The sequence below is a fragment of the Stenotrophomonas sp. YJH_SMC_64 genome, assembly GCF_059371375.1.
Map to the genome: position 1 here is coordinate 62,534 of NZ_JCAFUN010000006.1, position 23,289 is coordinate 85,822.

A 23,289-nucleotide genomic window follows, 5' to 3' on the forward strand; every position below is an offset into this window, starting at 1 on the left:
CCCCTCATGACGATCAATCGAACCACCCTCAACACTGGCCTGGGCCTGGGCGTGCTGGCCCTGGCCGTCGGCGCGTGGCTGCTGCTGCGCGATGGCGGCCACCAGACCACCAACAATGCGTACGTGGTGGCCGACTACACCCTGGTAGCGCCGAAGATTCCCGGCTTCGTCAGTGCCGTGGAAGTCGAGGACAACCAGTCGGTGAAGGCCGGTGATGTGCTGGCCCGCATCGACGACCGCGACTACCAGGTCGCCCTGCAGGCGGCCCGTGCCGACCTCGCCAATGCCCGTGCACAGCTGGCCAATGCGCAGGCCGCACTGGCCCAGCAGGACTCGTTGATCGCGCAGGCCAGGGCCAGTGTCGATGTCAGCCGTTCCGAACTGACCCTGGCCAGTGCCGACCAGCAGCGTTACCGCGAACTGGCCCGTGACGGCGCCGGTACCGTGCAGAACGCGCAGCAGGCGCAGTCGAAGCAGGCCGTGGCCAGTGCGCATCTGCAGCAGGGCCAGGCCGCGCTGTCGACCGCACGCCAGCGCACCGACATCCTCAGCGCGGGCGTGCAGGCTGCACAGGCGGCGGTGCAGCGTGCGGAAGCGGCGCAGGCACGCGCCGAACTGGATCTGTCGCACACCGTGCTGCGCGCACCGATCGATGGCATGGTCGGTCGCCGCGCGGTGCGCGTGGGTGCCTACCTGACGCCGGGTACGCCGGTGGCCGCGGTGGTGCCGCTGAAGCGCGCCTTCGTGGTCGCCAACTTCCAGGAAACGCAGATGACCCGCATGCAGGCCGGCCAGCAGGTCGAACTGAAGGTGGACGTATTCCCGGGCAAGCCGCTGCGCGGGCACATCGACAGCATTGCACCAGCCACCGGCGTCACCTTTGCTGCCGTCGCACCAGAGAACGCCACCGGCAACTTCACCAAGGTGGTGCAGCGCATTCCGGTGAAGATCGTGCTGGAGCCGGGCCAGCCGCTGCTGGACCAGCTGCGTGCCGGCATGTCGGTGGAAGCCAGCGTTGACCTGGGCAGCCGCGCGCGCGCGCAGAGCGTGCAGCACAGTCCGGGCCACAAGAGCGGGGAGGGCGCATGAGCGCAGTCACCGTGTTCCGCACCTTCGTTGCGGCCAGCCTGTGCACGGCCCTGGCTGCCTGCACGATGGGTCCGGACTTCGTACGTCCGCAGGCGGAACTGCCCAGCCACTGGCAGAGTGAGGCCGTCGCCGGCAACGCCATCGACCAGGACGCGGCCTGGTGGGCCGGTTTCGACGATCCGCTGCTGGGGCAGCTGGCCAACCAGGTGCTGGCGGCCAACCTGGACCTGCAGCTGGCGGCCAACCGCGTGCAGCAGAGCCGTGCTGCACGCGGCATCACCGCCGCCGATCGCCTGCCCAGCGTCAGCGCGAGCGCCAGTGGCGTGCGTGCACGCAACAGCGAGGTGGGCCTGAATGATCCGTCCGGCAACGGCGGCCGTGATGACTACGGGCTGTTCCAGGCCGGTATCGGCCTGAGCTGGGAACTGGACCTGTGGGGCCGCGTGCGGCGGCAGGTGGAAGCGGCCGACGCGCGCGTGCAGATGGCCGAGGAGGATGCACATGCAGTGCGCATCGCGCTGCTGGCGGAAACCGCGCGTGATTACCTGCAGCTGCGCGCGACGCGGCAGCTGCTGGCGATCACCGAGGACAACCTCAGCATCGCCCACGACATCAAACGCCTGACCGAAGCACGCCAACGCCAGGGTGTGGCCAGCACGCTGCAGGTGTCCAGCGCGGCCGCGCAGGTGGCATCGCTGCAGGCACGCATCGCGCCGTTGCGGCATCGCGAATCGCAGCTGCGCAATGCGCTGGCGTTCCTGCTGGCGCAGCCGCCGCAGGCGCTGGACGCGCAGCTGCAGGATGCACGCCGTGACTGGCCGGCGTTGCCGGCCGTAGCGGTGGGGCTGCCCAGTGAACTGGCCGAGCGTCGCCCTGACATCCGTCGTGCCGAAGCGGCACTGCATGCGGCAACGGCAGGCATCGGCGTGGCCAAGGCCAGTTTCCTGCCGCGCATCACCTTGAATGGCGACGCCGGCTTCCAGGCCAAGCAGCTCGATGATCTGGATGGCTGGAACGCGCACCGTTTCAGCATCGGTCCGTCGATCAGCCTGCCGATCTTCCAGGGCGGACGGCTGAAGGCCAATCTCGCGCTGAGCAGGCTGCAGCAGCAACAGTCGGCCCTGCAGTTCCGCCGTACCGTGCTGCAGGCATGGCACGAAGTGGATGACGCCATGGATGGCTACAGTGCCGAGCAGCAGCGCACGGTGCAGCTGCACGTGGCAGTGGATGAGAGCGAGACGGCACTGGGGGCGGCGCGCCGGCAGTATCAGGCCGGCGTGGTCGACATGCTGGACGTGCTGACCACCCAGCGCATCGCACTGGACAACCAGGCCGCGCTGGCCAACAGCCAGGCCACCGCCGCGATCGCGCGTGTAGAGCTGTACCGCGCGCTGGGCGGAGGCTGGTAGTGCCGGCCGCTGGCCGGCACCTTCATGGATGTTGCGGATGCCGGCCAGCGGCCGGCACTACCTCGCGTCGCGGTAGTTGCCAACCAAGGTTGGCAACTACCAGAGCAGGGCCTCAACGCACGTCGCGCAGTTCCCAGTGGCTGCCGGCCAGCAGGCGCAGGCGCTGCTTGAACACGTCACTATCGATGCGGGTGGTGGCGACCAGGTTGATGCGCAGGTCCTTCTGCTCGCCGGTCACGGTGGCGTCCGGATCGGTCACGCCCCACTGCGGTTCCACCGCGTCCGGGTCGGGCTGCTTGGCCTTCCAGCGCTCGAACAGCGTGCCGCTGCGCAGGGCATCCTGCAGCTCTTCGGCGAAACCGGCGGCGCCCTGCGAATGGAAGGACAGGTCAGGGTCGTTGCCGCGGGCCTTGGACGGGTCGGGCAGGCTGATGTGGTACTGCGCAGGCATGGAGTTCTCCTTGAAGTGCGGCAAGACTGGCACAACCGCAGTGGAATCGATGTGCAGATTCCGGCCGTGGCCAGCGCTCATTCGAACCGATGCGGCCCATCGGCGAAGCCTACGGTGACCGCGCCCTTGCCGACGTTGACCATGCCGGTCAGGCTCATCACCGATTCGTACACGGTCACGCCATGGGTGGCGCAGACCTCTTTCAGCTGTGCGTAGCCGGGCAGGGAACGCAGCTCGTCCAGTTCTCCGCCGTAGCTGACGCACACCGTCGGCGTCATCAGTCCGGCACGTACGCGCTGGCCGACCACCGCGAACAGCTTCTGCACGGCATTGTCGAATCCCTTGATCTTGGCCACCGGCCCGGTCTCGCCGCGGTAGCCATGCAGCACCGGCTTGATGTCCAGCGCGCTGCCCAGTGCGGCGCTGAGCAGGCCGACACTGCGGTCGCCCTTGTGCCGTGCGCGCGCACGCATGTAGTACAGGTCACGGGTGACCATGTAGCCGTGCACGTTGCCGGCCAGTTCCTCCAGCCGCTCGCGGATCTGCTGCACGCTGGCGTTGCTCTCGCGCAGGCGCACGGCTTCCACCGCCGTAACCGCCTGCGCGGCGAACAGGTTCTGGGTATCGAGCACGCGCAGCGCGAACGGTGAGTTGTAGCCTGCCGCCTGGCGCACCGGCTTGTAGTCGTTGAGGATGGCGAAGCTGGCCTGCAGCGCGTTGTCATGGATCGGGCTGCGGGTCTTGGTGATGGTCATGCAGAACACGTGGTCGTAATCGATCACCAGCTGCTGCAGGAACAGGTCGCGGATCTGGTTGACACTGAAGGGAATGGTTTCCGCCTCGGCGCCGTGTTCGGCCACGTGCGCGTGCAGGAAGCTCAGGGTGGCCTGCTCATCGCGGTGATCGGCCAGCACGGCTTCGCCGATGCGGACGGTGATCGGCAGCAGCACGATGTTGTGCTCGGCAATGAAGTCCTGCGGCAGGTCGCAGGCCGAGTCGACGACGATTCCGATGCGCATCCGCGGCTCCCCCTCCAGGGCGGTTGTAGGTTCGGAAACGTGAAATCTATCTCAAAACCAGAGCCCGCGCCCGAGGGAAAGGCGCCACCCCTGTTCAGCGATCGCGCTGTACCGCCACCGGCAGGCTGTCCAGGCGTTGCCATTCGGGCTGCTGCAGCAGGGCAGGATCGGCCAGCACGGCCGCCATCAGCGGATGGGCGTCGTTGCCCCAGAACAGTTCCTGGTCGATGGCCAGGGTCGGGACCCCGAACACCCCGGCGCCGATTGCGGCCTCGGTGTTGCGCCGCAACTGTTCCTTGACCGCCGGGGCGGCGATGGCGCTGGCGACATCCTCGATGCCCAGCTGCGCACCCGGTTCGCGCAGGGCTTCGGCGCTGTCACCGGCATGGCCGTCGCGCCAGATCCAGTCGAACAGCACGTCCACCGCCTGTGCGCTGGCTCCGGCGGCCAGGCACAGGCGCAGCGCCGACAACGGATTGAACGGATGGCCGGGCGGGAAGCGCATCGGCGTGCCCTCGGCCTGCGCGGTCCATTGCAGCTGGCGGTACATGAAACGGCGCTTGGCCGGGATCTCGGCCGGCCCGAGATTGCCCAGGTGATGCAGCACCGCGCCGAAGGCGATCGGCACGGTCTGGATCTGCGCGAACTGCGGCAACTGTTTCAGCTTCTGCCAGTGCAGGTAGGAGTAGGGCGAGACGAAGTCGAAGTACCAGCGCAGGGTGGCCATGGTGGTGTCCTTCAATGCGGTCAGGGCTGCGCATTGCGCTGCAGGTAGCGATCACGCAGGTCGGTCTGGCGCGAGCGCATCGGCATCGCACGCCCGCCCAGCCAGACCTGTTCGGCATAGTGCGCCACGTCCAGCGGGTCGCCTTCCCACAGCACCAGGTCGGCGCGCTTGCCGGGCTCGATGCTGCCGATCTGGTCGGCCACGCCGAACGCCTGTGCGGGTACCCGGGTCAGCCCGGCCAGACCGTCAGCCCAGGGCAGGCCGTTGGCCACTGCATTGCCAGCCAGCTGGCGCATCTTGCGCGCATTGTGGGTGGCGTCGCCGCGCTGCACGAACGACACCGGCACGCCTGCACGCTGCAGGCGCGCGGCGTTTTCCAGGGTGGCACCGATCTGGTCGAAGCTGGCTGGCAGGTTGGCCAGCACGTCGACGAATACCGGCACGTGCGCAGCGGCCAGCTCCGGCGCGACCTGCCAGGCTTCGCTGGCACCGGCAATGGCGATCTTCACCTTCTCGCGTGTGGCCCAGCGCAGCAGCTGGCGGATGTCCGAGGCACGATCCACCTCCACCACGATGCGGCCCTGGCCGGCCAGGTAGCGACTGAGTGTGCGGCGCCCGGCCGGGGTCAACAGCGCGTGCGGCGAATCCACAGCAACCTGGCCGCGTGCTTCGTCGACCATCTGTTGCAGCAGCATCCATTGCGCGGCGCGCGAATGGCCGGTCAGTTCGGAGGCGGCCGCGCCGATGCGCAGGAACAGGGCACGCGGGCCGATCGGGTCGGCGCTGCCGTCCAGCCGCATTACGCCGCCCTGGCCGGCCACGAAACCACCACCAGTGGCTGCCCCCAATGCAGTGAAGCCGATGCCTTCCAGGCGCGTGACCGGAATCAGCACCGAGGCCGGGTTGTAGGCGAGGGTGACGTCGAATTCCGGGCGCAGCGGCTGCTCGCCGAGCTTCAACGAACTGTCCACCGTGCTCGATTCACCCGAGACCTCTTCGATGCCGGTTTCGGTGATGCCACCGAACAGGGCCGGGGTCAGCGGCCTGCCATTGGCTTCGACCACGGTCGCCCCGGCCGGCGCGGACAGGCCGGGGCCGACCGCGCGGATGATGCCACCCTGGACCAGCACATCGGCGTTGTGCAGGCTGCCGCGTGCGCTGGCCGTGTGCACCGTTGCGTTGCGCACCAGCAGGTCCTGTGCCTGTGCGGATGCGGAGATGCAGGCCAGCACCATGACAGTAGCGCCGAACCATGCTCGGCTGCCCTTCGCGGCAGACTGCGCCAACTGCTTGAGCACCATCATCAACGCACCTCCTGGCCGAGCTGGAAATCAGAACGCGGCGTCGCTGCCGGTGCACTGCGGTCGTACAACCTGCGGCCATCAATGAAGACCTGCTCGGCCAGCGCGTAGGAACTGAAAGGGTTGCCGTTCCAGACCACCACGTCGGCCATCTTGCCGGCCTCCAGGGTGCCGGTCTGGCCTTCAATGCCCAGCGCCTTGGCGGCATTGGCGGTCATCCAGGTGATGGCGTGTTCGGGCGTGATCTCCGGCATGCGCGCGCGGCGCGCGGACGCCATCACCTTGGCTGCTTCCTGGTTCAGGCGCTGGATGCCCTCGGGTGAATCGGAGTGGACGATGGCGCAGCTGTTCTTCGGCCGGTCGACCAGCGCGATGTTCTCCGGAATGCCGTCGAAGGCTTCCATCTTGAAGCCCCACCAGTCGGCCCACAGCGCACCGCAGACGCCGCCGGCGGCCAGCCTGTCGGCCAGCTTGTAGGCCTCCACGCCGTGGTGGAAGGCGGCTACCTTGAAGCCGAATTCCTTGGCCAGATCGAGCATGGTGGCCATCTCGTCGGCGCGGTAGCAGTGGATGTGCACGCGGATGTCGCCTTCGATCGCGCCGGCCAGCGTGTCCAGCTTGAGATCGCGCTTGCCGCCGGCATCACCGGCGCTGTCGCCCTTGTCGCTGCCGAACCAGCTCTTGCGCTTGGCCGGCTTGGGCTTGTTCTTGGCGATGTAGTCGGCGGCATCGATGAAGGCGGCACGATAGCCGGCCACGTTGCCCATGCGCGTGGCCGGGGTCACGCCCTTGCCCTCGCCATAGACCCGCTTGGGGTTCTCGCCGCAGGCCATTTTCAGGCCCCACGGCGCACCGGGGAACTTCATCGCCTGGTAGGTGATGGCCGGGACGTTCTTCAGCGTCACGCCGCGGCCACCGACAAGGTTGGCCGAGCCCGGCAGCACCTGCATGCTGGTCACGCCGCCGGCCAGCGCGGTGGCGAAGCCCGGGTCCTGCGGCCACACCGAGTGTTCGGCCCAGACGTTGGCGGTGACCGGTGCGGTCATCTCGTTGCCGTCGCTGTGCGCACCGACACCCGGGCTGGGATACACGCCCAGGTGCGAATGCACGTCGATCAGGCCCGGAGTGACCCACTTGCCCTGTGCATCAATGCGGGTGACGCCCGCATCGGCCTGCAGCTGGCGGCCGACGGCAACGATGCGGCCGTCGCGCAGCAGCACATCGGCGTTGTCCAGGCGCTGGCCGGTACCGGTCAGCACGGTGGCGTTCTGGATCAGTACCGGCGCATCGGGATGGGCCTGGTAGGTGCTGGGGTAGGGATCGGCGACGAAGCGCGAGGCGCCCACCGCCGGAGCCGTACTCAATGAAAGCAGCGCCAGGGCCACCCCGGCGCGCAACAACGTCGATGCCATGCAGTTCCCCTTGCAACCTGGTCCAACCGCCGACGCTAGCCCGGTGGTGGCGGGCTTGCCAAGTGACCTTCTTCACAGGACGGTCGACGGCGGCTCGACTGCACCGGCCGGGTGGCCGAAAATACCCGGTCCCCCGCCGTACCGGACCGCCCATGAAAAGCAAGCAGGAAATCGTCGACAACTGGCTGCCCCGGTATACCGGCGTGCCTCTGGACCAGTTCGGCCAGCACATCCTGCTGACCAACTTCGGCGGCTACCTGCATACCTTTTCCGAGCTGACCGGTGCGCCGGTCATCGGCCTGGACCGGCCGATGGCAAGCGCCACGATCGACGGCATCACCATGATCAACTTCGGCATGGGCAGCCCCAATGCCGCGATCATCATGGACCTGCTGTCGGCGGTGATGCCCAAGGCGGTGCTGTTCCTGGGCAAGTGCGGTGGCCTCAAGCGCAAGAACCAGCTGGGCGACCTGGTGCTGCCGATCGCTGCGATCCGTGGCGAGGGTACCTCGGGAGACTACCTGCCGCCGGAAGTGCCGGCGTTGCCGGCGTTCGCGCTGCAGCGTGCGGTCTCGACCATGATCCGCGACCTCGGCCACGACTACTGGACCGGTACCGTCTACACCACCAACCGCCGGGTCTGGGAGCACGACGAGGCCTTCAAGGAGCGGCTGCGGGCGATGCGCTGCATGGCCATCGACATGGAAACCGCCACCGTGTTCGCCGCTGGCTTCGCCAACCACATCCCCAGCGGTGCGCTGCTGCTGGTGTCGGACCAGCCGATGATCCCCGATGGGGTCAAGACCGAAGCCTCCGATGCCAAGGTCAGCTCCCAGTTCGTGGAAAACCATATCCAGATCGGTATCGAGGCGCTTAAGCTTATCCGGCGCAACGGCAAGTCGGTCCGCCACCTGCGCTTCGACGAATGATGATGATGGCCTGGCGCGGCGCGCCGGCCCTGGGGAGTAGGTGATGGACGTTGCCGCGCAAGTGGTGGAATTCTGGAAGGAGGCGGGCCCTGCGAAGTGGTTCGCCCGCGACGACGCGTTCGACGCGCAGTTCCGCCAGTTGTTTCTGGATGAGCATTTCGCCGCCGCTTCGCGCGCGCGCGAACATTGGCTGGGCAGTGCCGAAGGGGCGCTGGCCCTGATGCTGCTGCTCGACCAGTTCCCGCGCAACTGCTTCCGGGGTACTGCCCATTCCTACGCCACCGATGGCCTGGCCCGGCATTACGCCATGCGCGCCATCGAGGAAGGCCTGGACCTGCAGCTGGTGCCGAAGCTGCGCGCCTTCATCTACCTGCCGTTCGAGCACTCCGAGGATCCGCTGGACCAGGACCGCTCGGTGGCGATGTTCGACGTGCTGGGTGACAAGGAATACCTGCAGTACGCCGAACTGCACCGCGACATCATCCGCCGCTTCGGTCGTTTCCCGCATCGCAATGCCGTGCTCGGTCGCTTCCCCACGGCGGAAGAACTGGATTACCTGGCCGAAGGCGGGTTCGCCGGCTAAGAAAAAGGGGACGGAGGGGATTAAGTCGTTTGTGCCATAAACGACTTAATCCCCTCCGTCCCCTTTCTCAGTGCCGATCAGTACTTCGGCACGCCGTTGTCCACCTCTTCCGACCAGGCGTTGATGCCGCCGGTGACGTTGAACACCTTGGTGAAGCCCAGTGCACGGAACTGCTCGGCAGCCTGTGCGCTGCGGCCGCCGTGGTGGCACATGAAGGCCAGTGCGGTGTCCTTGGGCAGGGCCTCCAGCTCCGCACGGCCGTTGCCGTCGAAACTCTTGAACGGCACGCCCACGGCAGCGATCTCGCGCTCCTCGGCCGGGCGCACGTCCACCAGGGTGATGTTGCCGGCACGCACCAGGTCATCGGCATCACGCACGCTGATTTCCTGCACCGGCTTGGGTGCGTTCGGATTGTCGATGGCCAGGCCCTTGCCGCGGATGTCGTCCACCCAGTCGATGGTGATGCCGTTGGCGCGACGCGCGCTGGCCAGGTCGAACTGCACGCGCAGGCCGTTGGACTCGGCAGCGATCGCGCCTTCGTCGTGCGGAGCCAGCTGGAAGTTCGGCTGGAAGCCGGCGTCGATGCTCAGCTGCAGGGCAGCGCCCGGAGCGTCGGCCAGCGCGCCCTTGAGCATTTCCACGGCGGCCGGGGTGACGGTGATGCTCGGCGGGGTGCGGTCCGGTGCGGCCAGGCCCAGCACGCTGCTCAGCTCGCCGCTGGCGGCCATCTGCAGCACGATGTCGCTGCCACCGACCAGTTCGCCGTCGATGTACAGCTGCGGGATGGTCGGCCAGTCGCCGTAGGCCTTGATGCCTTCACGGATTTCCTGGTCGGCCAGCACGTTGACGTGGGCAAACTCGACGCCGAGGTCCTGCAGGGCGCCCACGGCCTTGGCCGAGAAACCGCACTGCGGCATCGACGGCTGGCCCTTCATGAACAGCACGACGCGGTTGGCGTTGAGGATGGATTCGATGCGCGAACGCAGGGCGGGATCGAGGGACATGGACGTCGGGTTTCCGGGAATTCGAATCATCAATTCTACCCCTCATGGCATCATGGGGGATGAGCAACGCAGGAACATTGCATCGCATCCCGACCCGGCCCTGGCGCTGGCTGCCTTGGCTGGTGGCGTCGCAGTTGGCCGTGATCCTGGTATGGGTACTGGCAGGCTGGCACTGGGGCCTGCCGCTGATGGTGGCCAGCCACGCGCTGTTCATGGTACCGATATTCCTGCCCAACAGCCGCTTCTACGCACCGGTGCTGAGCCGGTTGCCAGAGGCCGGCAACAGCGTCTGGCTGACGATCGATGACGGCCCCGGCCCGGAAACCCGCGCCGTGCTCGACCTGCTGGACCGCCACCAGGCGCGGGCCACCTTCTTCCTGGTGGGGGAACGTGCGCTGGCACAGCCGGAACTGGTGCAGGAGATCCTGCGCCGCGGCCACGACCTGGGCAACCACAGCCACAGCCACCCACAGGCGCGCTTCTGGCGTCTGGGCCCGGCGGCGATGCGGGCGGAGATCGAGGGCTGCCAGCATGCACTGCAGGCCCTGAGCGGGCATCCAGTGCGCTGGTACCGCTCGGTGGTGGGCATGACCAATCCGTTCGTGGCACCGGTGTTGAAGGCGCTGGGCCTGGTGCGCGTGGGCTGGAGTGCCCGGGGCTACGACGGCGTCGGCTGCACGCCGGAGGGCGTGCTGTCGCGGCTGTTGCCTGACCTGCAACCCGGCGCCATCGTGCTGCTGCATGAGGGCGCCGCCCACGGTCACAATCGGGTGATCATCGAACGCGTTCTGCAGGCGCTGGACGAGCGGGGGCTGAAGGCGCGGCTGCCGGTCCTGTAAACCAGGCTTCTGGCCGCTTGGGGCAGCCGGGCGTGGGCTCGCCCCTACAGGAGTGGTCGCGAGGCCATCCACGCATGGCGTGGATCTACCGCAACAGCACAGCCGAGCGTGGGTTCGGCCCTACAACGCGGGGCGTTTGGCCACCAGCAGCCAGCTGTTGAAGGGGGTACGCCCGTGCAGCGGCCGGGGCGCGGTCACCTGCAATCCAGCTTCGGCAAGCGTTGTCTGCAATACCTGCGGATCGGGGTAGTGGCGCGGTCGCGTGCCCATCCAGCCGATCAGCCAGGCCAGCCGGTCCGCCACCCGCGTGGTGCGGTCGCGGCCATCGCCGGTGGCCAGCGGCGTGCGCAGCAGCAGGCGGCCGCCGCGGGCCACCTGTGCGCTGGCCGCGCGCAGCAGTGCCTGCTGTGGGCCCGCGTCCAGGTACTGCAGCACGTCCAGCAGCAGGACGTGCCCGGCCTGCGCCGGCAGCGGCGCCTGCACATCCACGCAATCGAAGCGCACGTCATGCAGGTCGGCGGCAGCACGCTGCGCGCGGGTGATCTTGCCGGCATCCACGTCCACGCCAAGGTAGCGCTGGGTACCGCCGCGCTGGCGCAGTACATGGGCGAACAGGCCCAGCCCGCAGCCCAGGTCCAGCACCGGCTGCCCATCGTCAGGCAGATGCTGCAGCACGCCGTCGTACAGCGGATCGCTGCCGAGCTTGCCACGGGTGTAGTAGTAGTCGCGGCGGCTGCCCCAGGCCTGCGCCGGGCGGAAGGCCTCGGCAATCAAGCGGGCCTGCGGGGCCGTCAGGGGAGTGCAGGGCAGGGGCGGGCCGTTCCGTGGCGTGCCGTCCATCGCCTCAGTCCGTGCCGCCGAGCAGGTGCGCGGCCACCGGAAGGGCGCGTGCGCTCCACAGCGCGTACATCCGCGCCGAAGGGTGCAGGCCATCCTCGGCGATCATCGTCGGGTCTTCGCCCTGTGCGCGGCTGATATCGGTGATGTCGACGAAGGCCACGCCCTGCTGGGTGCTGATCACCTCGGCTGCCGCGTTGAACTCGTCGGTCTCGATCTCGATCGCGGCCAGGTCGCGGCCACTGCCGACACCGAACGGGGTCGCGCCCCAATCGGGGAAGGACAGCACCAGCACGCGGCCGGCATCACCGCCGGCGAAGCCGATCGCCCGCTGCAGCAGGGCCTGGAACTGGCTGCGGTACTCGTCCAGCGGACGCCCGCGGTACTGGTTGTTGACGCCGATCAGCAGGCTGACGAAATCGAACGGGCCCTGCGGTGCAGCCGCGTCGATACCCGCATCGAGCTCGTCGGTCGTCCAGCCGGTGGTCGCAATGGTCTGCGGGTCGGCCAGCGCCACGTCCTGCGCGCGCAGCGCGGCGGCCAGCTGGTGTGGCCAACGGCCTTCGACTGCAACCGCTTCACCGATGGTGTACGAATCGCCCAGCGCCAGGTAGGACAGCGCCACGGCTCAGGCCACCGAGCGGCGAGGCTTCAGCGGCACGACCTTGGTCGCATCCTCGGCGCGGCGCGCCAGCACACGGTCGATGCGGGCGAACACATCGCGCATCACCGAGGCCTCCGGCATCAGGGTCACGCGGAAATGGTGGCGGTACGGCACGTTGAAGCTCGAGCCCGGCACCACCAGCACGCCTTCGTTGTTCATCAGGTCCAGCGCGAAGTTGTGGTCGTCGAAGCCCTTCGCAGCGGCGCCGACCACGGCCGGGAACGCGTACAGCGCGCCGGCCGGCGCGACCAGCGACAGGTGCTCGCTGGCTTCGCAGGCCTCGATCACCGCGCGGCGGGTTTCATACAGGCGGCCGCCTGGCGTGCACAGCTCGGAGATGGTGTCCGGGCCGTTCACCGCAGCTTCGATGGCGTACTGGCCTGGCACGTTGGCGCACAGGCGCAGCGCGCCGAGCAGGTCCAGCGCAGCGCGGAAGTCGCCCAGGCGCGCATTGTCGCCGCTGAGGTGGGCCCAGCCCACGCGCCAGCCGCAGGCGCGGTGCACCTTGCTCAGGCCGCTGAAGGTCAGGCACGGATGGTCGCCGGCCAGCGGCGCGACCGGCTGGAACACCGCGTCGTCGTACAGGATCTGGTCGTAGATCTCGTCGACCAGCAGCAACAGGTTGTGGCGGCGTGCGATCTCGACCACGCGCTCCAGCAGTTCGCGCGGGTAGCTGGCGCCGCTGGGGTTGTTCGGATTGATCAGCACGATGGCGCGGGTGCGCGAGGACACCAGCGTCTCGATCTCGCTCGGGTCCGGCTGGAAGCCGTTCTCCGGTGCGCAGCGGTAGTACACCGGACGGCCATCGTTGAGGATGGTCGAGGCCGACCACAGCGGGTAGTCGGGCGAGGGCACCAGCACTTCATCGCCCGGGTTGAGCAGCGCACGCAGCGACAGGTCGATCAGCTCGCTGACGCCATTGCCGAGGAAGACACGGTCAGGGTGCGCATCGGGCGCGCCACGACGGGCGTAGTAGCTGGCGATGGCTTCGCGCGCCACCGGCAGGCCCTGCTGGTGCGTGTACGGGTCGGTGCGGCCCATGTCGTCAGCGATCGCACGCTGCAGGTGCTCCGGCGCGCGGAAGCCGAAAGCGCCCGGATTGCCGATGTTGAGCTTGATCAGCTTGCGGCCCTGCGCCTCCAGCTCCCGGGCTCGCCGCGCCAGTTCTCCGCGGATTTCGTAGCGCACTTCGGAAAGGCGCTCGCGGATGGCCAGGGGCTTGGGCGAGTTGGTGGACATGGGAGCTGGGCCGTCAAAAGGCATGGGGCTTCCATCCTACCGGAATTGCTGCAATGCATGGCAAGGGCGCCGGGCCCGTCATTGCTGGGCTGGCAGGGCGCCGGCACAGGTAGAATGGCGGCGATGACCCAGACCCCCGATTTCATCGCCCTGCAGACCATTGGCTGGCCCTGGCCGGGCCCGGCGCAGCAGGCCGACTGGCAGGCCGCGATGGCCGCACATCCGCAGGCCCGCCCGGCACGGGTGATCGAACAGCACCGCACCCACTACGTGGTGGCCAATGGCCCGGATGCGTCGATCAAGGCCGAGTCGCTGCCGGAATGGCAGCGCCCGCGCTTCCCCAGCCATGAACGGCCGGCGGTGGGTGACTGGGTGCTGCTCGATGGCATCCGCATCGTCGCCCTGCTGCCGCGTCGTACCGCGATCAAGCGTGGTGCTGCCGGCGAGCATTACCACCAGCAGGTGATCGCGGCCAACATCGATACGGTGTTCATCGTCTGCGGCCTGGATGCCGACTTCAATCCGAGGCGCATCGAACGCTACCTGCTGCTGGTCGGCGGTGGTGGTGCCGAACCGGTGGTGGTGCTGACCAAGGCCGACCAGACCGAGTACAGCGAAGACGCGCTGGCGGTGCTGGAAGAGCTGGAGATGCAGGGTATCGCCCTGCATGCGATCAATGGCCTGGATGCCGACAGCGTGGCGGTGCTGCAACCGTGGCTGGGCCCGGGCCGCACGGTGGTGCTGGTGGGCTCGTCCGGTGCCGGCAAATCCACGCTGACCAACACCCTGCTCGGCGAGCAGCGGATGAAGACCAACGCGGTGCGCGCCAACGATTCACGTGGACGCCACACCACCACGCACCGCGCGCTGATGCCGCTGCCGACCGGCGCCTGCCTGATCGACACCCCCGGCATGCGCGAGCTGAAGCCGACCGGTGAAGAGACGCTGTCCGAAGGCGGCTTCGCCGATATCGAAGCCCTGGCCGCACAGTGCCGTTTCAACGACTGCAAGCACCAGCAGGAACCGGGCTGTGCCGTACGCGCAGCGATCGAAGCAGGTGAGATCGAAGAGAGCCGGCTGCTCAACTACTTCAAGCTGAAGGAAGAAGTGGCCGCCGCCGCCGCCAAGCTGGCGGTCCGCCAGGCCGAGACCGCGCAGGAGCGTGGCGGCAAGAAGGGCAAGGGCCAGCAGTTCCGCCCGGCCGGCAAGCCGCGTAGGCGCTGATCGGTACCGCGGGGGCGGATCCCATTGCACCGCAATGGGCGCTGACCCCTGCAATGAACCCGCCTCTGTCTGCTTCGGGCGGATGCCAACTGCCCGCTCCTGACAGGTGCCAACCCTGGCTGGCACGGGTGTGTCCGAAGCCCGCCGTCGGCGGATGCCAACCAACGTTGGCACCTACCAAAGCAAGGGCAGGGCGCTATAGTCCGCGCATGGAACCGACTGCGACGCTGGACCGTGACGTGGCCCACCATGCAGCGCTCGATGCGCGCCTGGTCGAGGCCGTGGGAGGCATCCGCCTGCTGGGCCTGACCAGTTGGCCGGCAACGGTGCAGGCACCGTTCCTGGACAGCGTGGCACGTGGTCAGCCGGTGCTGCCGAAGGTGGATTACCCACGGCTGGACTTCAGCGAAGAACGTCGCGCGCTGGCCGCGATCGCCGCCGACTGCGACGACAGCCACCCACTGGGCCACTACGTGCGACAGTCGGCGCAGAGCTGGGACCTGGCCGCGCAGCTGCTGGAAGGGCTGGGCACCGCGGCGGTCGATACCTGTTCGGTGCAGCTGTTCGGCGCACCCGAGCAGCCGCTGCCGGGCAATGGCCCGAGCACGCGCGAAGCAGCGCGCCACTTCATCCAGATTGCCGCCGAACTGGACCACGAACTGCTGGCGCCGGAAGAGCAGGTGCCAGTGTCGGCCATCGCCCTGCAGCTGCAGCTGCAGAACGACCTGGATGCCTTCTTCGAATCGCGCATCATCCAGGTACAGCTCGACCCGGAACTGGTGTCCAAAGCAGCTGCCGGCCCGACCCGCATCCGCCTGCGCACCAGTGCGCGCTTCAGTGCCTACGACCGCGCGCAGCTGTTCCACCACGAAGCGCTGGTGCATTCGCTGACCGCATTGAATGGCCGCGAACAGCCGGTGCTGCCGAGCCTGGCATTGTCTTCGCCGCGGGTGACCGCGACACAGGAAGGCCTGGCCACGTTCGCCGAGCAGATCACTGGCAGCATCGACATCGAGCGCCTGAAGCGCATCAGCCTGCGTACCGAAGCGATTGCGATGGCACGCGAAGGCGCCGATTTCATCGAAGTGTTCCGCTATTTCTGCGACGCCGGACAGAACGCGGAGGAGAGCTTCGCCTCGGCACAGCGCGTGTTCCGCGGCGTGCCGCCGAGTGGCGGCCTGGCCTTCACCAAGGACACGGTGTACCTGCGCGGCCTGGTGTCGGTGCACACCTTCTTCCGCCACATGCTGGCCGAGGACCGCCTGCAGGTCTGTCGCTGGTTGTTCGCCGGCAAGATGAGCCTGACCGATGCGATCGCGTTCGCGCCGTTGTTCGAGGCGGGGGTGCTGAAGCCTCCGCGCTGGCTGCCGCACTGGGTGAGCCGGGCGAATGGCCTGGCCGGGATGCTGGCGTTCTCGCTGTTTGCCAACCGGATACGGATGGACCAGCTGGCGCCGGAATGAAATGCGTTGGCGGGATGATGCGCTGGCGGCTCGATTGATGTCGCTGGGCGGCGGTGGGGCACCCTGGCCAGGACACGCCGTAAACCCATCCATGGGGGCTCGATCGGCGCATCCATGCGCCTCACGGTCCTGGCCAGGGTGCCCCACCGCCGCCAGACAGTTTCCCGCGCGGGCGGCAGCACATCACCGCGCCGAAGGGATTGCGCTTGAAAAGCAAAGAGCCGGGCAATGCCCGGCTCTTTGCTTTTTGCTCTTCTTTGCCTTCCGCACCGTGGCGCGGGAAACCGTCGAGCAGGGTCGGATGGGCCGGCGCAGGACCGTTGGCGCCATGGATGGCGCCATCGAGCCCCCATGGATGGGTTTACGGCGTGTCCTGCGCCGGCCCATCCGGCCCTGCCCCGCGACGATAATCAAGACGCCGCGGGGCAACGCTTTCGACTTAGAACTCCGCCGCCACCGTCATGAACAACTGCCGCGGTGCGCTCGCATGGATCGCATAACGCGTGCCCTTCGGATCAGTCGGTGCGAACGAACTCAGCTGGCCGGCATAGCGCTTGTTGGTCAGGTTGGTCGCATTCAACGACACCCGCACGTTGCGCAGGCCCAGGCCGGGGCCGAAGTCGTAGCCCGCACCGGCGTCGAAGGTGGTCACGCCCGGCACCGACTGGTCGTTGGTGTAGGTGTAGTAGCGCTTGCCGGTGTACTTGGCACGCAGGCTGGCGAAGAAGCCATCGCGGTTCCAGCTGATCTCACTGGAGGCCATGCGCTGCGGCGTATCCACCGTGATCTTGCCGGCCACCGGAACGATGGCGCCGCCAGAGGTGTAGTCATCCTCGTAGGTGGTCTTGTTCCAGGACAGCGCGTTGTACCACTGCAGGCCGTCGATCGGCTTGAGGATGAAGGTCAGTTCCGCGCCGTAGCTCTTCACCGAACCGACGTTGATGAAGCGCGTCACGCACTCCGGACGCGTGCCGACTTCGATGCTCGAGCACGGGTTCAGCGACAGCAGGCGGTTGTCGAACTTCACGTTGTAACCCGCGATCGATGCCTGGTACTTCTCGCCGAAGGTACGGAAGCCGGCTTCCAGGCTCTTGGACTTCTCCGGCTCCAGGCCGGCGCTGGCCGCGAACGATTCCGGCGACACCTGCAGCGGGCCGCCGCTGCCACCGCCGACGAAGGCGGCGATGTTCTCGGCGTAGGAGGCGAACAGCTCGTTGTTGGCGTTGAGCTTGAAGCCCAGGCCCACCTGCGGCAGCACCGACTCCTTAGCGGTCAGCGTGCCCGAGGCGATGCTGGTTTCCACGCCCGGCTGGGCGTTGGCACGCATGCGGGTGTTCGGGCTCTTGATGCCCACGTCCACGGTCAGGCGCTGGTCCAGGAAGCGCATGCGGTCCTGCACGTAGAACTGGCGCGTGCGGATGTCGAAGTCCTGGTTGAACAGCAGGCGGTCCGGGTTCTTCAGGTACAGGTCGTCCAGGAACGGGCCACTGATGTAGTAGAAGTTGCGCGAGACGTTGTGGTCGTTCTGCTCGTACCACAGGCCGGCTTCCAGTTCGTGGATGCCCACCGTCCACGACAATGCGGCGGTCAGGCCATCGCGGTTGATCGTGTAGTTGGTGCTGCGGATCGAGATCGGCAGCATCCTGTCGGTGCCCGGGTAGGATGGCTGGCCCGGTGCCCACCAGTGGCCCTGACCACGGTTGTCGTGGTGATAGGCCAGCAGCTTCAGGCGGCCCTGCTCGCCCAGGCGAAGGTCGGCATCGACCGAATAGAGATTGTCGTCGCGCAATGCGCGGCTCTGGTAGTAGGCATCGTCGATGCTGTTGACGCCGCCGCTGAACTTGCAGCGCGCCTTGTTGTAGGTGCCCGGCGCGCAGTACGCAGCGGCCACGGCGCGATCCCAGTCCGGCGCGTAGATGTTCCAATCCCAGCCCAGGCCACGCGCCAGCATGTCCTTGGACAGGTAGGCGTAGTTGGCCTGGCTGGCGCGCGAGGTGGCCACGAACGCCCCGAAACGGTGGTCGCCGACATTCCACACTGCCTTGGCGTTGAACTGGCGGGTGGTCTGGTTCTGGTAGGGCGCGGCCCACATGTCCTGGTCCTGGTGCACGCCGGACACATAGGCCGAGAAGCCGTTGATGTCACCGGTATCCACGCGCAGGTAGCCACGGCGCTGGCTGTTGTCGCCGACGGTGACGCTGGCGCGGCCACCGAATTCGGTGGACGGGTCCATCGAGAAGTACTGGATGGTGCCGCCCAGGTTGCTGGTCGAGGCCACGCCCAGCGAACCGATGCCCTGCGACAGCTCGGCACCGGCCAGGTTCTCGGCGATGATCGCGCGGGCGATGCTCAGGCCGTTGTAGTTGCCGTAGCTGTTGTCGCCCAGCGGGATACCGTCCAGCGTGTAGCCGAGGCGGCTCTTGTCGAAGCCACGCAGGCTGATGGTCTGCGATTCCTCGTTGGCACCGAAGGCGTCGTTGGACTGCACCGACACGCCCGGCAGGCGGTCGAGGATCTTCTGGCCGCTGGTGCCCGGCGGCAGCACCTGCTTGTCGACGGTGGTGATGCGCTGCACCTGGCGGGTCTCGCCCTGGCCGATCACGGAGACGGTATCCAGCGTCTGCGCGCTCAGCGCGGCATCGGTGCTGGCGCCGGTATCGGCGGCGGTGGCGGCATGGGCGCTGGTGGCGGCGGAGAGCGCGATCGCCACGGCGATCGTCAGGTGTCGGGTCTGCATGGTGGTCCGTTGCATTGGGGGTGGTCACCGGCACGCGTGCGCGGTGCATGGCCACTATGCGAACGGAACATGAAACCTTCTTTACGGAAAACCAACGAACGGTGCAGGGCAGTGGTGCGTGTCCTGCAACATGTTCGTCATGGTGGTAGGCCGGTGGGAATCAGAAGCGCTCCCCAGGCCAGCTCAATTTGAGCTGGTCCATGCAGTCGCGGTCATGTTCGGAGAATGAGAACCCGATCTGGATGCCGTTCACTACTGTGCCGAACACCGTCGACTCGTCCAGGCTATGCCCTGACGGCACGGAAAGGACATTGAAGTCGGGGTAGCGACGACCCATCTGCTTTCGCGAGATGCAGGCGCCGCTCAGCCGCAGCGTAATGCCTTTGATGATTCGCCCGGACGCGTCGGTGTAGATCTGGCCAGAGGGCCCCTTGATCCTCCCAGCGACCACGAATGGCGCCAGATCGATGGTGGCGCTGTCGCCCCGGCCCATTCTTGCTTCCGAACGCGAGCCGGCCGGAGCCAGGGGTGATAGCTGCGCGACAAGGTCAGAGCGTGACAGCTGCAAGGACCAGCGCTCCACGAGCCGCCAGGTTGCACCCGCCTCTTCCGCAGTGGCAGCGGGTGGCGTGGCCGCCAGTGGTGAGCTGGCGACCACAAGAAGCGCAATCAGCAATGCACGCATGCCTACCTCCTTGATCCGCGATTCCGGCCGTTCGTCCATCGGGCTCAGCGAGCGTTGGCAGGTATAGCACCGGTTCTGCCGATGTATCGGGCAATGCGTCCCGAATATGCAGAAGCAAAAAAAGGGGCCGCATCCCCCTCGCAAGCGAAGGTTCACCGGCCCCGCGCACTCCGTGGGGGAGGAGGTCCACGCCTTGCGTGGAGACGGGCTCAACCCATGTACAGACCACCGTTGACCGCGTAGTCGGCACCGGTCACATACGAGGCTTCATCCGACGCCAGCCACGCGCACAGGCCGGCCACTTCCTCGGGGCGGCCCAGGCGGCGCACTGGTACCGAGGCGGCCAGCCGGTCCAGCACATCCGGCGGGAAGCTGCTGATCGCCTGGCTGGCGATGTAGCCCGGCGACAGCGTGTTGACGGTGACCCCGCGCGACGCAACTTCGGCAGCCAGCGCACGGCTGAAGCCATGCATCGCGGCCTTGGCGGTGGCGTAGTTCACCTGGCCGATCTGTCCCTTGTGGGCACTGACCGAACCGATGTTGATGATGCGGCCCCAGCCCCGCGTGGCCATGCCGTCCACCACCTGCTTGGTCAGGTTGAACAGCGCGTTGAGGTTGGACGCGATCACCGCGTTCCAGTCCTCCACCGTCATCTGCCGGAACAGCAGGTCGCGGCTGCCGCCGGAATTGTTGACCAGTACATCCACCTCGCCGACTTCGGCGCGGACCTTGGCGAACGCCGCGCTGGTCGAGGCCCAGTCCGTCGCGTTGCCTTCGGAGGCGATGAAGTCGAATCCCTGTTCGCGCTGCTCGCGCAGCCAGTTGGCCTTGCGCGGCGAGTTCGGCGCGCAGCCGGCAACCACGGTGTGGCCGCTGCGGGCCAGGCTCTGGCAGATGGCAGTGCCGACACTGCCCATTCCACTGGTGACGTAAGCGATTCGAAGCGTCATTGCAGAAGGCTCCTTGGCAAAGGGTCAGGCGGCGAGGGGATACAGGCCGAACAGCAGGCTGCCGACCATCAGCAGCATCGAGATGGCGATGGCCCACTTCAGGGTGAACTTCTGGTGGTCGGCGAATTCGACCTTGGCCAGGCCCACCAGCAGGTAGGTGGACGGCACCAGCGGGCTGAGCAGGTGCACCGGCTGGCCGGCCAGCGAGGCGCGCGCCATTTCCACCGGGGTGATGCCGTAGTTGCCAGCGGCCTCGGACAGGATCGGCAGCACGCCGAAGTAGAACGCGTCGTTGGACATGAAGAAGGTGAACGGCATCGACGCCACCGCCGTGATCACCGCCAGGTACGGGCCCCACGATTCCGGAATCACCGCCAGGAAGCTGTGCGACATCGCTTCGACCATGCCGGTGTTGTTGAGGATGCCGGTGAAGATGCCTGCGGCGAAGATCAGCGACACCACCGACAGCACGTTGCCGGCATGGTTGACCACGCGGCGGCGCTGCTCGGCCAGGTTCGGATAGTTGATCACCAGGGCGATGGCGAAGCCGACCATGAACAGCACTGGCATCGGCAGCACGCCGATGATCAGCGCGGTCATCAGTGCCACGGTCAGCGCCAGGTTCACCCACAGCAGCTTCGGGCGCTTGATGTCTTCGGCGTCTTCCACGGTCGGCAGCGGGTTGCTGTCATCGGACACGCTGTTGTCCATCCAGCTGCCGCCCTTGGGCAGGGTCACCACGCCGAGGCGACGGCGTTCCTTCAGGCCCAGGTACCAGGCCAGCAGCAGCACGCCGGCACAGGCGATCACCATCGACGGGATCAGCGGCACGAACACGTCGGCCGGGTCCACGTGCAGCGCGGTGGCCGCGCGTGCGGTCGGGCCGCCCCACGGGGTCAGGTTCATCACGCCGCCGGCGAGGATGGTCACGCACGTCATGTTCAGCGCGTTCATGCCCAACCGCTGGTACAGCGGCAGCATCGCCGAGACGGTGATCATGTAGGTGGTCGAGCCATCGCCATCGAGCGAGATCAGCATCGCCAGCACCGCGGTGCCAAGCACGATCTTCATCGGGTCGCCCTTGACGAAGCGCAGGATCACCCGCACCAGCGGATCGAACAGGCCCGCGTCGATCATCACCCCGAAGTAGAGGATGGCGAACATCAGCATCACGCCGGTCGGCGCGATCTTCTTGATGCCCTCCAGCATCATCTCGTCGATGCCGGCACCGAAGCCACCGATCAGCGCGAACAGGATGGGAATGGTGATCAGGGCGACGAGCGGCGACAGGCGTTTGCTCATGATCAAGTACATGAACGTAATGACCATGCCAAAGCCGAGGATGCTCAGCATCATCTGCGGACTCCTTGCGAAAACAGGACGTGGGGAGTGGAAGGGGCCCGGGCGGAATGCCCGGAATGTCGGGCCTAGAAGTCGTACTGCAGGCGGCCGGTGACCGCGCGCGTGCGGTCCACCGTCACCCCGGCCAGGCGATCACGGTTGCGGCTTTCGATCACGTTGAGCATGAAGCGCAGGTTGTCGCGCAGGTACCAGTTGCCACCCAGCGTCCAGGCTTCGGTACTACCGCGACGCAGGTCCGGCGCACCGTCGAGATGCTGCGCGCCCCACATCTGGTCGTAGCGCAGCGCCACTTCGAAGGCACCGGCCTTGTGCCGGATGTCCTTCACCCGCGCGAATCGACCGGTCTTGCGGTCGTAGGCACGACTTTCGCCGGTGACGAACCAGCTGAGCATGCCGTAGGCCGCCATTACATCGCCGCGCTGCGCGCCGTCGTCGAAGGTGGCGCCACTGAACTCGCCCTGCCACGACAGCGGGCCGCGCACCTGCGCGTATTCCAGCGACCACTTGTTGACGTCGGTATCGCGGCCGGCGGAGAAGTCGACCAGGGTCAGGCGACTGTTGTCGGACAGATGGCCGGCCGGGCGCGGGCGGATGCGCAGGCCGGGCACGCCGTTGGCGCCGGGGTTGTCGTAGGCCTCGCGGGCCAGCGACAGGCCCAGGTGCAGCACGTCGCCATCGCTGGGCGAGGGTGCCCAGGTGACGCGGCCACCGGCGGCGCGACCCTTCACCTGCCAGGCGTCGATGCTCTCCAGGCTGTAGAGGCTGGCCGCCCAGGTGAAGTCACCGGGGTTGGCCTGCCAGGACGCACCCAGGCGGTACAGCGGCGCCAACGTGGTGCCGGCGTTGCCACGTTCCAGGAAGCTGCCGTAGTTGGAGCTGGTGCGGTCATCCAGCGAGAAGTACTGCTTGAACTGGCCCACGGTCAGCTTGCCGGCCTTGCCGAAGCTGCGCGCCAGGTACACGTCCTTGGCCTCGACGCGGTCGCCGGAGAAATCGGCCTCCAGCTTGTAGTCGACCACGAAGAACTTGCCGGATACGTCAACCCACGCGCGGCGGATTTCGGTGTCGTCCTTGTTCGGGGTGCCGCGGTTGTCGTTGTCGAAGGTGGCGAAGTCCAGATGCAGGCGGCCCCCCAGGGTGGCGGTGACCGGACGGTCGTCTTCGGCAGCGAAGCCCGGCGCCGACAGGACAGCCAGCGCCATCATGGCGGCAGGACGCCGCCAGGCAAACGTGAATTCCACAAACCCTCCCAGGTGCGCGCCAGGCGCGCGGCAATCGTGGGCACCGGACGGTGCGCGGCCGCAGTCTGGGTCGGGCAAGCTGTCATCGTCCTGTCAACGGATTGTGCGGTGCAGCGTAAAGCGG

21 protein-coding genes are annotated in these 23,289 nt (G+C 67.4%); 7 read left to right on the plus strand and 14 right to left on the minus strand.

Annotated elements, in window-relative coordinates; genetic code table 11:
- The first annotated feature begins 6 nt into the window (after positions 1-6).
- Both AC5P9L_RS07750 and AC5P9L_RS07755 read left to right on the plus strand, forming a co-directional pair.
- The gene (locus AC5P9L_RS07750) at positions 7-1,089 is read left to right on the plus strand and encodes an HlyD family secretion protein (RefSeq protein WP_012481236.1); all 1,083 of its coding nucleotides are present in this window, start codon (positions 7-9) and stop codon (positions 1,087-1,089) included.
- Entirely contained in the window at positions 1,086-2,498 is a 1,413-nt protein-coding gene (locus tag AC5P9L_RS07755) for an efflux transporter outer membrane subunit (RefSeq protein ID WP_012481235.1), read from the plus strand. Before AC5P9L_RS07750 ends, AC5P9L_RS07755 begins: the two co-directional genes overlap by 4 nt.
- Positions 2,499-2,610: 112 nt before the next feature.
- Here the strand turns inward: AC5P9L_RS07755 and AC5P9L_RS07760 are convergent, their stop codons facing one another.
- The 5 genes from AC5P9L_RS07760 to AC5P9L_RS07780 form a co-directional block, all read right to left on the minus strand.
- Positions 2,611-2,949 carry a hypothetical protein gene (locus AC5P9L_RS07760; protein ID WP_005414449.1) on the minus strand — a complete coding sequence of 113 codons (339 nt, stop codon included), beginning with the start codon at positions 2,947-2,949 and terminating at the stop codon, positions 2,611-2,613.
- Between the two features lie 77 nt (positions 2,950-3,026).
- A complete protein-coding gene (locus AC5P9L_RS07765; protein ID WP_012481234.1) occupies positions 3,027-3,968 on the minus strand; it encodes a DegV family protein in 942 nt (313 codons plus the stop codon).
- A gap of 94 nt (positions 3,969-4,062) precedes the next feature.
- Positions 4,063-4,695 carry a 2-hydroxychromene-2-carboxylate isomerase gene (locus AC5P9L_RS07770; RefSeq protein WP_005414448.1) on the minus strand — a complete coding sequence of 211 codons (633 nt, stop codon included), beginning with the start codon at positions 4,693-4,695 and terminating at the stop codon, positions 4,063-4,065.
- Between the two features lie 20 nt (positions 4,696-4,715).
- Positions 4,716-5,999 carry an amidohydrolase family protein gene (locus AC5P9L_RS07775; RefSeq protein WP_043034036.1) on the minus strand — a complete coding sequence of 428 codons (1,284 nt, stop codon included), beginning with the start codon at positions 5,997-5,999 and terminating at the stop codon, positions 4,716-4,718.
- On the minus strand, positions 5,999-7,408 hold the full coding sequence (locus AC5P9L_RS07780; protein ID WP_227415425.1) for an amidohydrolase: 1,410 nt from the start codon (positions 7,406-7,408) through the stop codon (positions 5,999-6,001). Before AC5P9L_RS07780 ends, AC5P9L_RS07775 begins: the two co-directional genes overlap by 1 nt.
- Before the next feature lie 152 nt (positions 7,409-7,560).
- Here AC5P9L_RS07780 and AC5P9L_RS07785 point away from each other — a divergent pair, with 152 nt between their 5' ends.
- Entirely contained in the window at positions 7,561-8,337 is a 777-nt protein-coding gene (locus AC5P9L_RS07785; RefSeq protein ID WP_005414446.1) for an AMP nucleosidase, read from the plus strand.
- A 43-nt stretch (positions 8,338-8,380) separates the two neighbouring features.
- Entirely contained in the window at positions 8,381-8,920 is a 540-nt protein-coding gene (locus tag AC5P9L_RS07790) for a DUF924 family protein (protein WP_005410992.1), read from the plus strand.
- A 77-nt stretch (positions 8,921-8,997) separates the two neighbouring features.
- Here AC5P9L_RS07790 and grxD read toward each other — a convergent pair whose 3' ends face one another.
- A complete protein-coding gene (gene grxD / locus AC5P9L_RS07795) occupies positions 8,998-9,924 on the minus strand; it encodes a Grx4 family monothiol glutaredoxin (protein WP_033835209.1) in 927 nt (308 codons plus the stop codon).
- Between the two features lie 59 nt (positions 9,925-9,983).
- Here grxD and AC5P9L_RS07800 point away from each other — a divergent pair, with 59 nt between their 5' ends.
- Positions 9,984-10,763 carry a polysaccharide deacetylase family protein gene (locus AC5P9L_RS07800; protein WP_033835208.1) on the plus strand — a complete coding sequence of 260 codons (780 nt, stop codon included), beginning with the start codon at positions 9,984-9,986 and terminating at the stop codon, positions 10,761-10,763.
- Between the two features lie 120 nt (positions 10,764-10,883).
- Here AC5P9L_RS07800 and AC5P9L_RS07805 read toward each other — a convergent pair whose 3' ends face one another.
- From AC5P9L_RS07805 to AC5P9L_RS07815, 3 genes are read right to left on the minus strand one after another with little or no spacing between them, the layout of a single operon-like run.
- On the minus strand, positions 10,884-11,603 hold the full coding sequence (locus AC5P9L_RS07805; protein ID WP_049450566.1) for a class I SAM-dependent methyltransferase: 720 nt from the start codon (positions 11,601-11,603) through the stop codon (positions 10,884-10,886).
- 4 nt (positions 11,604-11,607) lie between these two features.
- Positions 11,608-12,225: an SGNH/GDSL hydrolase family protein gene (locus AC5P9L_RS07810; protein WP_099484744.1), complete on the minus strand. Its 618-nt coding sequence runs from the start codon at positions 12,223-12,225 to the stop codon at positions 11,608-11,610.
- A 3-nt stretch (positions 12,226-12,228) separates the two neighbouring features.
- The gene (locus AC5P9L_RS07815; RefSeq protein WP_227415424.1) at positions 12,229-13,503 is read right to left on the minus strand and encodes a pyridoxal phosphate-dependent aminotransferase; all 1,275 of its coding nucleotides are present in this window, start codon (positions 13,501-13,503) and stop codon (positions 12,229-12,231) included.
- A gap of 114 nt (positions 13,504-13,617) precedes the next feature.
- Here AC5P9L_RS07815 and rsgA point away from each other — a divergent pair, with 114 nt between their 5' ends.
- Together rsgA and AC5P9L_RS07825 are read left to right on the plus strand one after the other, a co-directional pair.
- A complete protein-coding gene (gene rsgA, locus AC5P9L_RS07820) occupies positions 13,618-14,727 on the plus strand; it encodes a ribosome small subunit-dependent GTPase A (RefSeq protein ID WP_227415439.1) in 1,110 nt (369 codons plus the stop codon).
- Between the two features lie 209 nt (positions 14,728-14,936).
- Entirely contained in the window at positions 14,937-16,190 is a 1,254-nt protein-coding gene (locus AC5P9L_RS07825; RefSeq protein ID WP_024956039.1) for a flavohemoglobin expression-modulating QEGLA motif protein, read from the plus strand.
- Between the two features lie 439 nt (positions 16,191-16,629).
- Here the strand turns inward: AC5P9L_RS07825 and AC5P9L_RS07830 are convergent, their stop codons facing one another.
- The 5 genes from AC5P9L_RS07830 to AC5P9L_RS07850 form a co-directional block, all read right to left on the minus strand.
- Entirely contained in the window at positions 16,630-18,927 is a 2,298-nt protein-coding gene (locus AC5P9L_RS07830) for a TonB-dependent receptor (RefSeq protein WP_062605669.1), read from the minus strand.
- A 160-nt stretch (positions 18,928-19,087) separates the two neighbouring features.
- Positions 19,088-19,612, minus strand: coding sequence for a hypothetical protein (locus tag AC5P9L_RS07835; RefSeq protein ID WP_062605671.1), 525 nt, complete (start codon positions 19,610-19,612; stop codon positions 19,088-19,090).
- A 209-nt stretch (positions 19,613-19,821) separates the two neighbouring features.
- Positions 19,822-20,562 carry an acetoacetyl-CoA reductase gene (phbB, locus tag AC5P9L_RS07840; RefSeq protein ID WP_005414435.1) on the minus strand — a complete coding sequence of 247 codons (741 nt, stop codon included), beginning with the start codon at positions 20,560-20,562 and terminating at the stop codon, positions 19,822-19,824.
- A 24-nt stretch (positions 20,563-20,586) separates the two neighbouring features.
- Entirely contained in the window at positions 20,587-21,915 is a 1,329-nt protein-coding gene (locus AC5P9L_RS07845) for a CitMHS family transporter (RefSeq protein WP_012481220.1), read from the minus strand.
- 74 nt (positions 21,916-21,989) lie between these two features.
- On the minus strand, positions 21,990-23,129 hold the full coding sequence (locus tag AC5P9L_RS07850; protein ID WP_227415438.1) for an OprO/OprP family phosphate-selective porin: 1,140 nt from the start codon (positions 23,127-23,129) through the stop codon (positions 21,990-21,992).
- Positions 23,130-23,289: the final 160 nt, after the last annotated feature.

Bases quoted from the DNA above. Each gene is read 5' to 3' on its own strand.
- AC5P9L_RS07850 (WP_227415438.1), bottom strand. From the start codon at position 23,129: ATGATGGCGCTGGCTGTCCTGTCGGCGCCGGGCTTCGCTGCCGAAGAC.
- AC5P9L_RS07815 (WP_227415424.1), bottom strand. From the start codon at position 13,503: ATGTCCACCAACTCGCCCAAGCCCCTGGCCATCCGCGAGCGCCTTTCC.
- AC5P9L_RS07750 (WP_012481236.1), top strand. From the start codon at position 7: ATGACGATCAATCGAACCACCCTCAACACTGGCCTGGGCCTGGGCGTG.
- AC5P9L_RS07785 (WP_005414446.1), top strand. From the start codon at position 7,561: ATGAAAAGCAAGCAGGAAATCGTCGACAACTGGCTGCCCCGGTATACC.
- AC5P9L_RS07765 (WP_012481234.1), bottom strand. From the start codon at position 3,968: ATGCGCATCGGAATCGTCGTCGACTCGGCCTGCGACCTGCCGCAGGAC.
- AC5P9L_RS07845 (WP_012481220.1), bottom strand. From the start codon at position 21,915: ATGCTGAGCATCCTCGGCTTTGGCATGGTCATTACGTTCATGTACTTG.
- AC5P9L_RS07760 (WP_005414449.1), bottom strand. From the start codon at position 2,949: ATGCCTGCGCAGTACCACATCAGCCTGCCCGACCCGTCCAAGGCCCGC.
- grxD (WP_033835209.1), bottom strand. From the start codon at position 9,924: ATGTCCCTCGATCCCGCCCTGCGTTCGCGCATCGAATCCATCCTCAAC.
- rsgA (WP_227415439.1), top strand. From the start codon at position 13,618: ATGGCGGCGATGACCCAGACCCCCGATTTCATCGCCCTGCAGACCATT.
- phbB (WP_005414435.1), bottom strand. From the start codon at position 20,562: ATGACGCTTCGAATCGCTTACGTCACCAGTGGAATGGGCAGTGTCGGC.
- AC5P9L_RS07775 (WP_043034036.1), bottom strand. From the start codon at position 5,999: ATGATGGTGCTCAAGCAGTTGGCGCAGTCTGCCGCGAAGGGCAGCCGA.
- AC5P9L_RS07825 (WP_024956039.1), top strand. From the start codon at position 14,937: ATGGAACCGACTGCGACGCTGGACCGTGACGTGGCCCACCATGCAGCG.
- AC5P9L_RS07800 (WP_033835208.1), top strand. From the start codon at position 9,984: ATGAGCAACGCAGGAACATTGCATCGCATCCCGACCCGGCCCTGGCGC.
- AC5P9L_RS07755 (WP_012481235.1), top strand. From the start codon at position 1,086: ATGAGCGCAGTCACCGTGTTCCGCACCTTCGTTGCGGCCAGCCTGTGC.
- AC5P9L_RS07805 (WP_049450566.1), bottom strand. From the start codon at position 11,603: ATGGACGGCACGCCACGGAACGGCCCGCCCCTGCCCTGCACTCCCCTG.
- AC5P9L_RS07830 (WP_062605669.1), bottom strand. From the start codon at position 18,927: ATGCAGACCCGACACCTGACGATCGCCGTGGCGATCGCGCTCTCCGCC.
- AC5P9L_RS07780 (WP_227415425.1), bottom strand. From the start codon at position 7,408: ATGGCATCGACGTTGTTGCGCGCCGGGGTGGCCCTGGCGCTGCTTTCA.
- AC5P9L_RS07835 (WP_062605671.1), bottom strand. From the start codon at position 19,612: ATGCGTGCATTGCTGATTGCGCTTCTTGTGGTCGCCAGCTCACCACTG.
- AC5P9L_RS07790 (WP_005410992.1), top strand. From the start codon at position 8,381: ATGGACGTTGCCGCGCAAGTGGTGGAATTCTGGAAGGAGGCGGGCCCT.
- AC5P9L_RS07770 (WP_005414448.1), bottom strand. From the start codon at position 4,695: ATGGCCACCCTGCGCTGGTACTTCGACTTCGTCTCGCCCTACTCCTAC.